The organism is Hydrogenophaga sp. FG152 (assembly GCF_057809615.1).
On sequence record NZ_JBMDKH010000007.1, the window covers coordinates 131729 to 145225 of the forward strand.

The 13497-nt window shown below is 55.6% G+C and carries 10 protein-coding genes; 6 read left to right on the top strand and 4 right to left on the bottom strand.

Features of this window, described 5'->3' with window-relative positions; genetic code table 11:
* The first annotated feature begins 1 nt into the window (after window position 1).
* From ACODTB_RS10620 to ACODTB_RS10645, 6 genes are all read left to right on the top strand, one after another.
* Entirely contained in the window at window positions 2-1456 is a 1455-nt protein-coding gene (locus ACODTB_RS10620; protein WP_488929301.1) for a site-specific integrase, read from the top strand.
* Window positions 1457-2121: 665 nt separating this feature from the next.
* Window positions 2122-2475, top strand: a complete 354-nt coding sequence (locus tag ACODTB_RS10625) for a DUF7673 family protein (RefSeq protein ID WP_444691501.1) — start codon at window positions 2122-2124, stop codon at window positions 2473-2475.
* A 345-nt stretch (window positions 2476-2820) separates the two neighbouring features.
* Window positions 2821-3288, top strand: a complete 468-nt coding sequence (locus tag ACODTB_RS10630; RefSeq protein WP_444687917.1) for a helix-turn-helix domain-containing protein — start codon at window positions 2821-2823, stop codon at window positions 3286-3288.
* A gap of 344 nt (window positions 3289-3632) precedes the next feature.
* Window positions 3633-4685 (top strand): AAA family ATPase, encoded by a 1053-nt coding sequence (locus ACODTB_RS10635; RefSeq protein WP_488929341.1) that lies wholly within the window; start codon window positions 3633-3635, stop codon window positions 4683-4685.
* Window positions 4682-5659 (top strand): hypothetical protein, encoded by a 978-nt coding sequence (locus tag ACODTB_RS10640; protein WP_444687915.1) that lies wholly within the window; start codon window positions 4682-4684, stop codon window positions 5657-5659. Before ACODTB_RS10635 ends, ACODTB_RS10640 begins: the two co-directional genes overlap by 4 nt.
* An 8-nt stretch (window positions 5660-5667) precedes the next feature.
* Window positions 5668-7245, top strand: a complete 1578-nt coding sequence (locus ACODTB_RS10645; protein ID WP_444687914.1) for a DUF262 domain-containing protein — start codon at window positions 5668-5670, stop codon at window positions 7243-7245.
* Between the two features lie 83 nt (window positions 7246-7328).
* On the opposite strand, the gene ACODTB_RS10650 is transcribed toward ACODTB_RS10645, so the two are convergent.
* The 4 genes from ACODTB_RS10650 to ACODTB_RS10665 form a co-directional block, all read right to left on the bottom strand.
* On the bottom strand, window positions 7329-8009 hold the full coding sequence (locus tag ACODTB_RS10650; RefSeq protein WP_488929302.1) for a heavy metal response regulator transcription factor: 681 nt from the start codon (window positions 8007-8009) through the stop codon (window positions 7329-7331).
* Between the two features lie 296 nt (window positions 8010-8305).
* On the bottom strand, window positions 8306-8596 hold the full coding sequence (locus ACODTB_RS10655) for a double zinc ribbon domain-containing protein (protein ID WP_444687912.1): 291 nt from the start codon (window positions 8594-8596) through the stop codon (window positions 8306-8308).
* Between the two features lie 385 nt (window positions 8597-8981).
* Entirely contained in the window at window positions 8982-12179 is a 3198-nt protein-coding gene (locus ACODTB_RS10660) for an efflux RND transporter permease subunit (protein ID WP_444687911.1), read from the bottom strand.
* A 12-nt stretch (window positions 12180-12191) separates the two neighbouring features.
* On the bottom strand, window positions 12192-13496 hold the full coding sequence (locus tag ACODTB_RS10665) for an efflux RND transporter periplasmic adaptor subunit (RefSeq protein ID WP_444687910.1): 1305 nt from the start codon (window positions 13494-13496) through the stop codon (window positions 12192-12194).
* Window position 13497 lies beyond the last annotated feature (1 nt).

The window sequence follows — 13497 nt, forward strand, 5'->3', positions numbered from 1 at the left end:
CATGTCTCAACTGTTTACCATGGCACCATCGACGTTTTGCTTAGCGGTCGCCCATACTGGAGGAAAAGAACTAGTCAGAGAAGCCCCAACTTCGCCGATACCAGAATGGCAAGATGGCAGCTTCTGCTTCCCCATTTGCTATTACGTTTGCAGCCTAATAGAGGCAGGAAAGACCACAGCGCCAGCAGGCGGCACCATCAAGACGTACCTCTGCTACTTGTCTGAGCTTATCCGATATTGCGACGATAAGCTAGACCGCGACTTTCTGCAGCTTACAGATTGGAGCTTTAGCGATACCGTTGGACGGCTATATCCTAGTAACAACTTTGACAAGCCTCGCGAAAATCAAAGCAATCGAAATCGCACGACAGTGCACAAGATGGTTTGTCAATGGTTAGATTTTCTCGCATTTTATGCGACCCTTCGGGGTCGCGACGATTTCCTAGGTGAACATGGAGTTATAAAAGCCGTACGGGTGGAGAAGACGGTAAAGAAGAATGGAAAAACATTCCGAACCTGGGTGTGGGAGCACAACGCCCTAGCTCCCGTTGACGCATACAGGTATCTCGCCCCAATGAGCGAAAAGCATCTTGCTCAGCTAAGGCGCGCCGTCCGACTATTAGAAAGTTCAGCTTTCACCAAACGCAAAAGGCTCACCATGCTTGAGCTATTTTCAACCGTGGGACTCCGACGCATTGAAGCCTCTTTGCTGAGGGTTATTGACGTCAAGTCAGCGATTGATGATTTGAACCGGCACCTGCAGAGTGCAAGCAAATTCGCGGACAAATTTGCTCAAAAAGTTGATGACATGGCTGCCAGCGCTAGGGCCGTCTTCACGTTGAAGTTCCGTATGCGCAAGCAAAAAAAAGGGCGTGAGCGCATTCGAACAACACCAATATCCGCCGTCACTCTTCAGTTTTTCAAAGAGTATCTGGAGGCAAGGGCCATTGAGGTGAGGAAGGCTGGCTACGTGGACGACGACGACTCTCCGTTTTTCATCAATTTGCAGAAACGCGAGCCTTATCGACCGAACTATTTCACTCAAGAGTTTTCTGCTTTAGCCATTGCTGCTGGCCTTGGTCAAGTCCCTTGTAGCCCGCACAGGATGCGTGCCCGCTTCATCGTGAATGAACTCATTCGACTTGGGCGCGATGCCATCGAACGAGCAGGAAGTGCTGCAAAGGGATTTGTAATTGATCTGCGCGACCTCATTGGCAAGTTGATGGAGATTACAGGGCATCTATCGACTGAAGCCATCGACGTCTACATTGGCTATGCAAAAGGCGAGCTGTTTGGCTTCGGTCAGTGTGACAGTCGCTCCGAGATGGAGAGGCGTCTAGCTGCAATCAATCATGCAGAGGAGGTGTACCGGATTCAGATTACGGCAGGCGTGGAGCCAGCAGTGGCTGGGGAGGAGCTAGCTCGAGCAATCAAGGTCGCGGCAGCTACCAGTTGACAAACAATCAAGGCGAGCAATTCATGAACAAAGACCTTGCTTTCAAGATATACCGGCAAGACGCGAGAACCTCATCCACGTGCACGCGACCGCATGCCCGCGTGGATGCCACAGGTGAAGACGCATGAGTCGCCGGCTGAGCATGCTGACCGGGCGGAGTCCAGTATGGAGGAGCGATTGCTTCTCGAGGTCCTTTCCATCGCGCGCGAGCTACATAGATCTGGCCTTCTCTCATACAAGGAACTGCGCTCAGTGAAGACGCGCCTCAAGCCTGCAACGGCCGTGAGTGTTCTTCGCAGACGGACCTCTAAGAGGGAAGCTGTGGCAGCTATGCAGCAACGCCGCTTTCAAGCGGTTGCCCGCGTGGTTGAGCGCTCAGTGCCTGCAAATGCCACTTTTGGACGCTTCCGAGAAGGACGTTGAATGTGCATCGAAAACGAGGCTACCCCATCTCTTTGTCTATGACCGCTGACCAAGTTGGCTACCCCTTACCCGGGCTCACCGGCGTGCTCTGCAGTGGAGGCTCCATCTCCAGTCGGCTGCGCAGCTTTGCTATGGTCGACCTGCAACTGAGACGTTTTCCGTAGAAGGCCACACAAATGAGCCACATGAGGTACGAGAACGCCGAAGACGATTTTGACCAAACCTACATACGCTTCCGGAAGATGTGGCCCAAAGTGCAAAGCGCTTTAGAGCGGCTGATTTCTTTTGCGGAAACATCAGACACACGACAAGCCAGAACAGTGGCAAGTTTGCTTTTGTCAATTCCCGGCCGTGGCACCTTCAATCTTTCGGAGCTCAGAACCCTGAACGGTCCAGTAAGGCGCGATGTGCTCCTCTGCATCGAGGCAGCTTGCTATGGTCATATAGTCGACATGCTACCCGGCGGCCTACTCCGATGCATCGAGGCCAACGAAGCTCACGGGCTTCTCAGAAGCGATCATGCTGAGCTTCTGCGTCAGGTACTAGGCGAAGCTGCCGTGCCTCCACGGGCCACGTCATCGGACGAGCCGATGTGAGTGAGAGCTAGGCTGCTGCAAGCAAACTATTGGCACTTGCGCCTACAAGACGAGAGTGTGACCACCCTTCGGGGAAACGACATCGCTCGTCGACTTCGCTCTACAGCTGAACCGTCTGGTGTACCGATTGAAAGAACGAAGGAAGTTCCTTCAACGACTCAGCTACTTGCGCATTCTGTTCCGAGGTGCTTTCAATCTACACAGCTGTCACATCGCGCGCCCCCCAAAAACACCGAGGGCGAAGTCCGTCTCCATCACAATCTGCATGCGTCGAAGCAGATTCAGTGAGCGCCTTGGCCAACTGGAGCGAGGCCACTAAGAGCAATACATGTCGTACTATGCGGCATGAACACTTTTGCGAACTCCCTGAAAGCTGAGATTGCTCGCGTGGCTCGCAAGGAGCTGAAGGCAGAGTTAGACGCACTTCGCAAGACCAATGCAAGCCAGCGCTCTGACATAGCCGCGCTCAAGCGCGACGTAAGAGCACTTCAGTCTCGTCTTCTAGTGGCAGAACGGGTGGCGAAAAAAACGGCAGCAGTTGTGTTGCCGGTCGCTGAACCTCCAACACAACCCGCTTCGCGTTCACCTGTAGGTCGACTGGGCTCCTTCAACCATCGGGCATTCGCAGAGTTTCGAGATGGTTTGGGCATCACTCAGGTGGAAATGGGGCGCCTCGTCCACGCCTCATCGCTGTCGGTGTGGAAGTGGGAGGCGGGAAAGGCGCAACCTCGCGCTGCCGCGCTCTTGAGGATTCAGGCTGCCATGAAGCTCGGCAAGCGAGCCGCTCTGGCGAAAGCAAGGCCTGCGGGCTAGACGCGACCATCAAGTGCTACTCACATCCACTCGAGAAGCGCAGGGACCTCACAGCCAGTCTCGAACATGTGTAGCCCCAACTACTAGGCGGCCAATGGGGTGCGGGTGTTTCTGTTTACTCCTCTACGCACAGTCTCTAGGAAGTTCAGCTGGCGGATTAGACTAGACAGCAAGTCACTTCACGGCATGAGGAAGCAATGCTGATTCGTTCATTTTCGGTTCAAAACTACAAGGGGTTCCGAGAGCACCAAACGGTGGAGCTCGCGCCTTTGACTCTTCTATACGGAGAGAATAGCGCCGGCAAGAGCGCATTGCTCCGTCTTTTGCCTTGGATATCGGAATCCATGAGCGACCCTCGCCCCGGGCCAGTCCTAGACGGTATCGTCGGCCGAGAAGCACTATGGAGCGACTTGGTTCACATTACTAGTCAGCATCACCCAGTAGAGGTGACCATCGCTTGGGAGGCTGGAAACCAAGCGCGTTGGCAGTTTCGCGGCGGCGCGCTACCAGGTAGTTGCGAACTAGCGAGTATCCACCTCGAAAATCTGTCTCGAGCTTGGATACTCAAGGATGACGGGGACGGCTTGTGGCGCGGGCGCGTCGAAGGCGTCCGAGGGCTACTCCCAGTGGTGGATGAGTCAAAACCTGAGTACGAGCATCTCAACCTTCGACAACAGTTCGTGCTTGATGTGCAGTGGCTTCAAGGCATTCGAGCTTCAGTCCCCCGCGTTGAGAAAGTACTTGCCACAGCGCCAAGTCACCTCTCGTCCAAAGGAGAGGGAGTAGCTCGCTTTTTGTACCAATGGGATCGGCAGTCACGGACTAGCAGAGAAGCGCGCGCTCTAGAGTATGTGCTGTCGTTCTTCCGAGAGCTTGGGCTCGAATTGCGAATCACGGATGTGGCGCCAGCGTTCTTTCGCCTGGATGTCGCACCCTTAGGAAACCCCTCAGCACTGGTAAACCTTGTTGACACCGGCGAGGGGCTGACGCAAGTGCTAGCGCCTCTTGTCGCAATGGCTCGCGCTCTTTTTGGGCTTGGTCCTCGTGTTGTATGTCTTGAGCAACCCGAGCTGCACCTTCACACCGACGCACAGAAGGTACTTGCTGCGTCTATTGCCAATGCCGCTGGAGCGGGCGCGCAGATTCTGATTGAGACCCACTCAGAAGTATTGCTTGCGGCAGTTCAACTGGCGATAGCAACTCGCACCAGCAGCATCTCGAGTGAGGACGTGGCTTTGTATTGGATTGCAAAGCGGAGGGACGCAACGTCGACAGCTAGACGTGCCCCGCTGGACACCCACGGCCGCCTGAGCGGGGCGTGGCCGCTTGACGCCTTTGGGGACCTACTGCAGCTAAAGGGGGAACTCCTTCAAGCTCAACAAAGAGGTACCTGGTGATAGTTACCTTCGAGGATGCCTGCTGGACATCTGATGACCACCAATGGAAAAAGAGCCTGTTCGAGGTTCTAGTACTGCTGGCAATGCGCGAGCAACACTCGATTCTTGCGAACTCGACTCTCATGCTGCCTTGGTGCCAGTCGCATATTCCTTTTCACGCAGATTACTTCAGAACGAGGCTCGCCTCGTCGCAGAATCGCGCAAACTCGATAGCTGTCACCGTGTCGCCAACCGGCCATAACACCGTAGTAGGAGAGCCTCCCTGGTGCACCACGGCGCTGGCCGCCCAAGACCTCGTGAATAGCCCATTACGAGTTGTTTTGGAGAACGACGTTTTCGACCGCATGTTTGTGGAGGCAACCCTCCCCTCCTTTTCCCAGTGGTGCGCAAAGGGATGGATTTCTCCAGCTATGGGTGGAGGAGCAGCGATGGCAAATGACATTGCGACTTCATTGGCTAACAATGTTTCGAAGTGGAGAACATTTTATCTTTTTGACAGTGACCGACTGCATCCCTCCGAGCTCACGGGAGGATGGAGCCCTCCTGGCGGGGATTCATGCCAAGGCCACATCTTCGAAATTGCGTGCACAAACCTGCCCCCAAGACGCTGGCATCGCTTGAGGCGTCGATCCATTGAAAACTATCTCCCAGAAGCGGTTCTGACCGCCTTGAAGCCTGCTACCTCCTCCACACTCTTCGGGCATTCCGTTGGGAGTATGGCGCACTTCTATAACGTTAAAAACGGACTTCGCGGAGATGGTGTTTCACCGCCAAACGCGGCACAAGCTATCCGAGCAGCACGCAGCCAAGGCTTTTGGAACTCGCTCTCCCCACAAGAGGTCTCTGCCTTAGAAGGCGGCTTTGGCCGCCAAGTGTCACGCGAATTTCAGAATGTGCCTCCAACGCACGCATGGTCAGCCGATATCCTGACTGAAATGGATGCACTCGCCGAGGCACTACAAGACGCAATCTAGGACATTTGATGAGCGAAACACCAAGCTATGTCTCACAACCTCAGGTCATCGATCTGCCAAAGCTACTGGCCGACGTTGCCTCCGGCCACATACAGGTGCCGCGCTTTCAGCGCCCTTTTGTTTGGGAAGACGAACGTCGCGTTGAGTTGCTGCGCTCACTGCGTGCGGGCATTCCGATTGGTAGCCTACTTGTGTGGAGGACCTCTCAAAGCCGCCTTCCTAGTTTCGATGCAATCGCGGGTGTAAAAATTCCGCGTCCAGAGAAGGGGCAAACCATCAGCTACTTGTTGGACGGACATCAACGACTAACAACGCTTTTCGCCGCATTCCAGACACCAGGTGCCGCCTCACAAGACGAGGTGGAGACACGTCCCGAAGACGAGACGCCTGCATCCATCTTCTTTGACTTGGAGCAGGATGACTTTGTTGTGGGGAATCCCACAAATGCTTGGTATTGCCTACCGCTGCACTTGTTCCTCGATGCCGTTGCCATCCGCCAGCATTTTCGCTTGCGGGAGCGAGCAGGTGACGTGGTGGACACCGAGATCGACCGACTCCAGCAGATTGCAGAGGGGGTGCTGTACGCGATGCAGTGGTGCAGGATTCCGGTGATTCCGCTCAGCACCGACGACGTCGAACTGGCTACACGGACATTTCATCGAGTGAACAGTCAGGGCGTTCCGATGACCGAGTTTCACATGGTCGCGGCACTTACCTGGGACGATGGATTTGACCTGCGCGGAATCTTCGAGCGTCAGTGGGATAAGCAGGAGTTGCCTGCGGGATGGGAGCCCGCTACTGAACAACAGACACTCAACGTGTTGAAAGGCCTTCTTGGCATGGACGTCGTCCGGTCAACGGGAGATCTGTTGGTCCGCAGAATTCGAGAGAAGCCAGAACTCGCCACGGAACCTGTTGAACTGCTGGCCCGCGCAATGCACCTTGCCGCAGCGAACTTGGTTCACACACCTATCGCAGTCCCTTATCAGATGCAGCTGACGCTTACGGCCATTGCGCTTCATGGCTTACCAGCCAATCAAGCACCGGATACAGAGTGGCTGCGGAGATGGTGGGGTCTAACCACGGTCTGGGGAAGCTTCGCTAGCGCGGCGACGCACAGAGTGCAAGCCGCACTCAAGCATTTGAGAGCGGGCCTCTCGGGCCGAAGGGAACCATGGCCAGACCTTTTGTTCCACAGCCTATCCTGCGCTCCACTGCCAACCCTGAATCTCAGGAATGCAAGAGCGCGGTACTTTGTGGATGGCTACGCAGCGGGTTGTGGCGGTATCGATTTACTCCACGAACGGGGGCCTAGAGCAATCATTTCCTTGATTGCAGGACAAGGGGCTCAGGTTGGCAATAGGTTTATCTGGCCCGCTGAACGTGTGGACGATTTGGATAAGGCGATACGTCAAGGCGACGAGAACCTTCTACGCTCACACTTCATGGATGACGTTTGCGTGAAGGCTTGGCTGCACCAGGACCACGATACTTTCTTGCGCAGACGTGAACAACTTATGAACGAATATGAATCGAGTTGGTTTCTAAGGCTCGGAGCGGAAGACTTTGTGGAAGGCAACACATGAAAGCCGCTTCTCATATTTCGACGCTGGGGTACTGCCGCTACTGGCACCCCCAACGGGAGAGACCTCACCTGCGGCTCCTCGCGTTAAATCTCAGGCTCATCAAGCACATACCCCATGCCACGCACTGTTCTCAACAGCTTTGCGTCGAACTCATCGTCGATTTTTGACCGCAGCCGGCCCACTGCCACCACTATCACGTTGCTCTCGCAGTCGAAGTTGATGTCCCACATGAGAGAAGCAATCAAGGACCGAGGCAACACTTCCCCACGACGCCTCATAAACAGCTCGAGAAGCCCGAACTCCTTAGTGGTCAGGTCCAGCAAACGACCAGACCTCGATGCCTTTCTACGTACCAGGTCCAACTGCAAGTCAGCCACTTGAAGTGTGGTGGACTCCTGGGACTGGGCACCTCTGCGGAGAACAGTCTTGATGCGTGCCAAGAGCTCCGAAAACGAAAATGGCTTCGCCAGGTAGTCATCAGCGCCCAATTCAAGGCCTTTTACGCGGTCCTCAATACTGTCCCTGGCAGTCAGGTAGAGCACGGGCAGATGAGGTTTCTTTCGCCTCAAAGAGCGAAGGACCGACCAGCCATCGATTCCGGGCAAGTTCACATCCAACAGCACGAGATCGTAGTCACCCTCAGTAGCCTCAATCAACCCATCGATGCCATCACGCACCAATTCAGTGTAGTAGCCGGCCTCTCTCAAACCCTGCTTTAGGTACTCGCCCGATTGGACTTCATCTTCCACTATGAGTATCTTCATATTGCAACTGTCTCCAAGGGCGACAGTTTGGCATTTCGAGGGCGCAGAACCCGGAAGTGACGAACATGTAATTCCGCTGACAGAGGGCGGTCCCCGCAGGGACAAACAGGAGCCAAACTCGAGGCTGCTTCCGCAGCGGCCGCTCGGGTGCACCGCTACCTATCGCCATTCGAGGACTTCACGCGACCGCGATGACTCTCTCCACCAATTGAAGGACTCAGGCGTCCGCAACTCCTCGAATGTCCAGCATGACGAGACCCTGCTCAACTGGAAGACAGAGCGCGACTGCAGAACAACTAGAGCGAAGAAGTACCGCACTGGCCGCAGAACTTGGCGCCTGTTTCCAAAGTGGTGCCACACTGCCTGCACGACTTCGGAGCGAGCGATGTCCCACAGTTCTGGCAGAAGCGCGCCGTTGCCCCGTTGGAGCCCCTGCAGCTAGGGCATGCAAGCACTTGGGGACGGGCCGCTGCAGATTCGTAGTTCCCCACGCGATCTCCTTCGCAGGAAGTCGGCCTGTGCCCATAGTTGTGGTCGCTCTTGCCTCTGTGGTGACTACCGCCAAGAAGGGTTTTCAACAATCCCATTTGTATTCTCACTCGAAGAGCCGTCACATCCCCAAAGATGAACGTTCGGCAAAGCCAGTAGCGGTGCCAAGCAAGCTTGGCCACCTTGGTACGACGGTCAATGGTGGCGTTTCAGTCGTACCTCCGCTGTACAAAAGTCTACGCACCGCGCATGCTGCGTCCGCGAATTTTCGATTACGTTTCTTTCATGTTTCGACCTGCCCTTCAACAAAAGGATCTTTGACATGCCGCGACAAAGAAATCTGTACAGCCGTCAGGACTCCATCGTCACTACTTATAGGCTCGAAGGACAAGCCGAAGTTGAGCGGCGAACGCCGTTCACTCGTTTTTGAAATTTACTGCTGCGCTCATGGTCCGGACTAGCCTCAGGACCACGAGCGACGCATCATGTTGGTTGGGTCGAAGAAGGATGCAGGGAGGATGAAGCCAACTCATCTTCAGCTTCGTCTTCTTCTCGCCTATACACCAGCCGATATAGGACCGGCAACACCAGCAACGTCAGCGCAGTTGATGACAAGATGCCTCCAATCACCACTGTTGCCAGGGGGCGCTGAACCTCTGCACCTGTGCCGGTTGCGATGGCCATGGGGACGAAGCCAAGCGAAGCCACCAAGGCTGTCATCAGCACTGGACGAAGCCGCGTCAAAGCGCCTTCGAAAATCGCGTCATCTAGTCTCGCGCCACTCTCCCGAAGGTTTCGGATAAACGAAATCATCACCAGCCCGTTCAGCACGGCCACGCCAGACAACGCGATAAACCCGACTGCTGCTGAGATAGATAGGGGAATATCCCTCAGCCAAAGCGCGAGGATGCCGCCCGTAAGCGCAAAGGGAATTCCGGTAAACACGATGAGTCCGTCTCGCACGTTGCCGAACATGGCGAATAGCAGAACGAACACCAGGAGAAGTGCTACTGGGACCACGATTTGCAAGCGCTTCGTCGCAGACTGAAGATTCTCGAACTGTCCACCCCACGTGGTCCAGTACCCAGTGGGAATGACCACCTTCTCCTTCAGGGCGGCTCCGGCCTCCTCCACGAACGAGCCCAAGTCGCGCCCACGCACATTGGTGCTCACGACGATTCTTCGCTTTCCGTCCTCTCGGCTGACTTGGTTAGGCCCCGGTGCCAAATCAAGTGTCGCCAGCTCTGAAAGCGGGATAAAGCTCACACGAGTGCTTCCGTCCGCCTGTGTGGCCGCCGGGAGCGTTACCGGGAGACGACGGATCGATTCCAGGTCCCCTCGCATTCTCTCTGGCAGTCTTACAACGATGTCAAATCGCCGGTCTCCCTCAAAGAGGGTTCCAGCATTGCGACCACCAATAGCAGTGGCGATAGTGTCTTGAATGTCTCCCACGTTGACGCCATAACGTGCCGCCTTGCTTCTGTCGATGTTGATGGAGAGCATGGGTAGGCCGGTGGTTTGCTCGACGTTCACCTCGCTAGCCCCACTGATAGATCCAAGAACTTCTGCGATTTCCTGGGCCGTTTTGTTCAGCACATCCATGTCATCGCCGAACACTTTGACTGCCACGTCCGCACGCACACCCGAAATCAGCTCGTTGAAGCGAAGTTGAATCGGCTGCGAGAACTCGTAGTTGTTGCCCGGGAGTTTGCTCACCCGCTCTTGAACAGCTTCAACGAGCTCCTGGCGTGTCCGCTTAGGACTTGGCCACTGGTCTTGAGGCTTCAGCATCACATAAGCGTCGGAGATGTTCGGAGGCATGAGGTCTGACGCAATCTCGGCAGTACCTGTACGGGCGAACACACGCTCAATTTCAGGAAACTCTGCCACCAATGTGCGCTCAAGTTGCTGTTGCATCTGAACAGACTGAGACAAACTCGTACCCGGAATTCGCAACGCCTGGATAGCGAAGTCACCCTCGTTGAGGCTGGGTATGAACTCACTGCCCAAGCGAGTTGCCAAAAGTCCCGACAGCACAACGGCCACAGCTGCAGCGGTCAGAACAACGGCCCTCGCGCCCATGGCACGTTTGAGCAACGGGTGGTAGGCGCGACGAGCCCAGCCCATGAGACGATTTTCCTTCTCGCCGACGTTGTTGCCGATAAACATGGCGACAGCTGCAGGAATAAACGTGATTGAGAGAATCATGGCACCCAACAGTGCGATTACGACTGTCAGAGCCATCGGATGGAACATCTTCCCTTCCACGCCTGTAAGGGCGAAGATGGGTAGATAGACGACCATGATGATGAGCTGGCCGTAGAGGAGTGGCCTGCGAGCCTCCTGAGATGCGGCAAACACTTCATGGAATCGCTCCGCCTTTGTCAGCGGACGTCCATAGCGCTCTTGCGCATGCGCTAGGCGACGAATGCAGTTTTCCACAATCACCACGGCGCCATCGACGATGATGCCGAAGTCAAGCGCTCCCAGACTCATCAGGTTGGCGCTCACCTTCTGATTCACCATCCCGGTGAAGGTGAAGAGCATCGAGAGCGGAATGACCAGCGCAGTCAGCAACGCAGCTCGGATGTTGCCCAAGAAAAGGAACAACACCGCGATGACGAGCACGGCACCTTCAAACAAGTTCTTCTTGACCGTGGAGATTGCCTTGTCCACTAGAACTGTTCGGTCATAAACAGTAATCGCGTGTACGCCCTCTGGAAGATTCTGATTAATCTCCTCCATCTTCTTCGCAACAGCTTGGGCGACAGTTCGGCTGTTCTCGCCCAATAGCATGAACACCGTGCCCAGCACGACTTCGCGACCGTTGTCCGTGGCTGCACCAGTTCTCAAGTCCTGGCCAATTTCGACCTCAGCAACGTCGCGGATTCGAACCGGAGTTCCACCGTTGTTCGCCAAAACGACATTGCGGAGGTCTTCAAGGCTGCCGACTTGGCCTGGAGCCCGAATCAGATACTGCTCGCCACGTCTCTCGATATAGCCGGCGCCCACATTGGCGTTGTTTCGCTCAAGAGCTTGAACGACATCCGGCAACGTCAACCCGTAGGCCAACAAGCGCTCAGGTATCGGAGCGACCTGGAACTGTCTCTCAAAGCCGCCGATAGAGTTAATCTCAGTCACACCCGGCACATTGCGGAGTTGCGGTTTGATGATCCAATCCTGAATCACACGAAGGTCGGTCGGCGTATACGGTTTGCCGTCCGCATTCTTCGCTCCTTCTTCAGCCTCCACCGTCCAGAGGAAGATTTCACCCAAGCCGCTGGATATTGGCCCGACAGCTGGATGAACGCCCTCTGGCAGAGAGCTGACCGCACCCTGCATTCTCTCGTTCACCAACTGGCGCGCGAAGTAGATGTCGGTGCCGTCCTTAAACACCACGGTGACCTGAGATATGCCATAGCGCGAGATGGACCGCGTTTGTTGAAGGCCAGGCAGCCCGGCCATGACGGTCTCAATCGGGAACGTGACGCGCTGCTCTGTCTCAAGAGGCGAGTAGCCAGGTGCAGCCGTGTTGATTTGCACTTGGACATTGGTGATGTCCGGCACAGCGTCAATGGACAACCGTTGGAAGTTGTACACGCCGAGCCCAACCATTCCGAGCACGGCCAACATAACCAGCCATCGTTGTTCGATGGCGAAGCGGATGATGCGTTCAAACATAGTGGGCGGCCTTTAGTGCGCGTGCGTCGCCGAGCTCTTGCCCTGCTCAGACTTGACGACGAAGCTGCCGTCTGCGGCATAGGACTCACCAGCCTTCAGGCCATCCAGAATCTCAACCCGCTGACCATCAGTGCGCCCGACACGTACAGCTTTCGCGACAAAGCCGCCTTCAACCTTGGTGAAGACCGAAGTCTTGTCTTCCACGGTTTGAAGCGCGTTTGCATCGACTGTTATCGCCGATGCCTTGTCATTGTCATTCGTAAGCACCTCGACGGTTACGAAGAGCCCAGGCCGCCAAGCGCCCTGCGGGTTGCTCAGTTCAACACGAGCAGGTGCCGTTCGAGTTTGAGCACCAATCAGCGAACCAACAAACGCAATCTTTCCATCCGCAACAACATCTGCGGCGTCAGCTTTTACTCGTACACGCTCCCCGACTCGAACCTTGGCAAGGTCACTTGCACCCACGCTCATCTCAGCCCACACCGTTGAAAGGTCGGACAAGGTGAACACGTTTGCGTCCTCGCGTACGGCCTCGCCGATAGCGATGTGCTTTTCCACGACCATCGCATCGAACGGTGCCCGCAGCTCAACTCGACCTAGAGCACCGGAGCCTGCTGATGCCCCAAGTGTTCGCAACTTCTGAGTGGCATTTGCCACTGCAATCTCTGCCTCACGCAAGGCTTGTCGGGCTTGCAGGACATCCTGTTCCGGCGAAATCTTCTGCTGCCAAAGTGTGTTTTCGCGTTCGTAGGTCGTCTGTGCAAGTTCACGACGCTTCGTTGCCGCTTGGAGCTCAGACCTAACCTCCGAAACGGCAGAACTAGAAATCACCGCCAAGACTTGGCCTCGAGACACCTTCTGCCCGAGATTTGCGCTCACACTTTCAACGACCCCCGCTGCTCGCGGAACGATGTGCGCGGTTCGGTCCTCGTTAAATCGAATCTCTCCAGGGAGCTGCAGCGTGGTACGAATCACAGCAGCACCACTTTCCTTAATCACGATACCGGCTGCCTTCACCTGCTCGTCCGTCAGAGCCACCTTTTCCTCATCCTCCTTGTGCGCCTCTTCGCTTGCTCCGGACGGTGACTTGCTCTGTTCAGCAGAGGTGCCGGAACCAGTTTCCTTGGCTCCTGCTTTGCTGGCACCGCCTTCGACCTGTGAGCTTTCTTCTTCATGGCCATGGCCATCGCTTTCGCCGTGGCTCTCTCCGCCTCGCAGGATTAGGGCTCCTCCGACTGCGCCCAGCACCAGGATGATGGCGATGATGATGAGCTGCTTTTTCTCAGGACTTGCATTCATAGGTGATTTGGTAGCCATG

Bases quoted from the DNA above. Each gene is read 5' to 3' on its own strand.
- ACODTB_RS10660 (WP_444687911.1), bottom strand. From the start codon at position 12,179: ATGTTTGAACGCATCATCCGCTTCGCCATCGAACAACGATGGCTGGTT.
- ACODTB_RS10665 (WP_444687910.1), bottom strand. From the start codon at position 13,496: ATGGCTACCAAATCACCTATGAATGCAAGTCCTGAGAAAAAGCAGCTC.
- ACODTB_RS10635 (WP_488929341.1), top strand. From the start codon at position 3,633: ATGAGCGACCCTCGCCCCGGGCCAGTCCTAGACGGTATCGTCGGCCGA.
- ACODTB_RS10630 (WP_444687917.1), top strand. From the start codon at position 2,821: ATGAACACTTTTGCGAACTCCCTGAAAGCTGAGATTGCTCGCGTGGCT.
- ACODTB_RS10655 (WP_444687912.1), bottom strand. From the start codon at position 8,596: ATGGGATTGTTGAAAACCCTTCTTGGCGGTAGTCACCACAGAGGCAAG.
- ACODTB_RS10620 (WP_488929301.1), top strand. From the start codon at position 2: ATGTCTCAACTGTTTACCATGGCACCATCGACGTTTTGCTTAGCGGTC.
- ACODTB_RS10645 (WP_444687914.1), top strand. From the start codon at position 5,668: ATGAGCGAAACACCAAGCTATGTCTCACAACCTCAGGTCATCGATCTG.
- ACODTB_RS10650 (WP_488929302.1), bottom strand. From the start codon at position 8,009: ATGAAGATACTCATAGTGGAAGATGAAGTCCAATCGGGCGAGTACCTA.
- ACODTB_RS10625 (WP_444691501.1), top strand. From the start codon at position 2,122: ATGTGGCCCAAAGTGCAAAGCGCTTTAGAGCGGCTGATTTCTTTTGCG.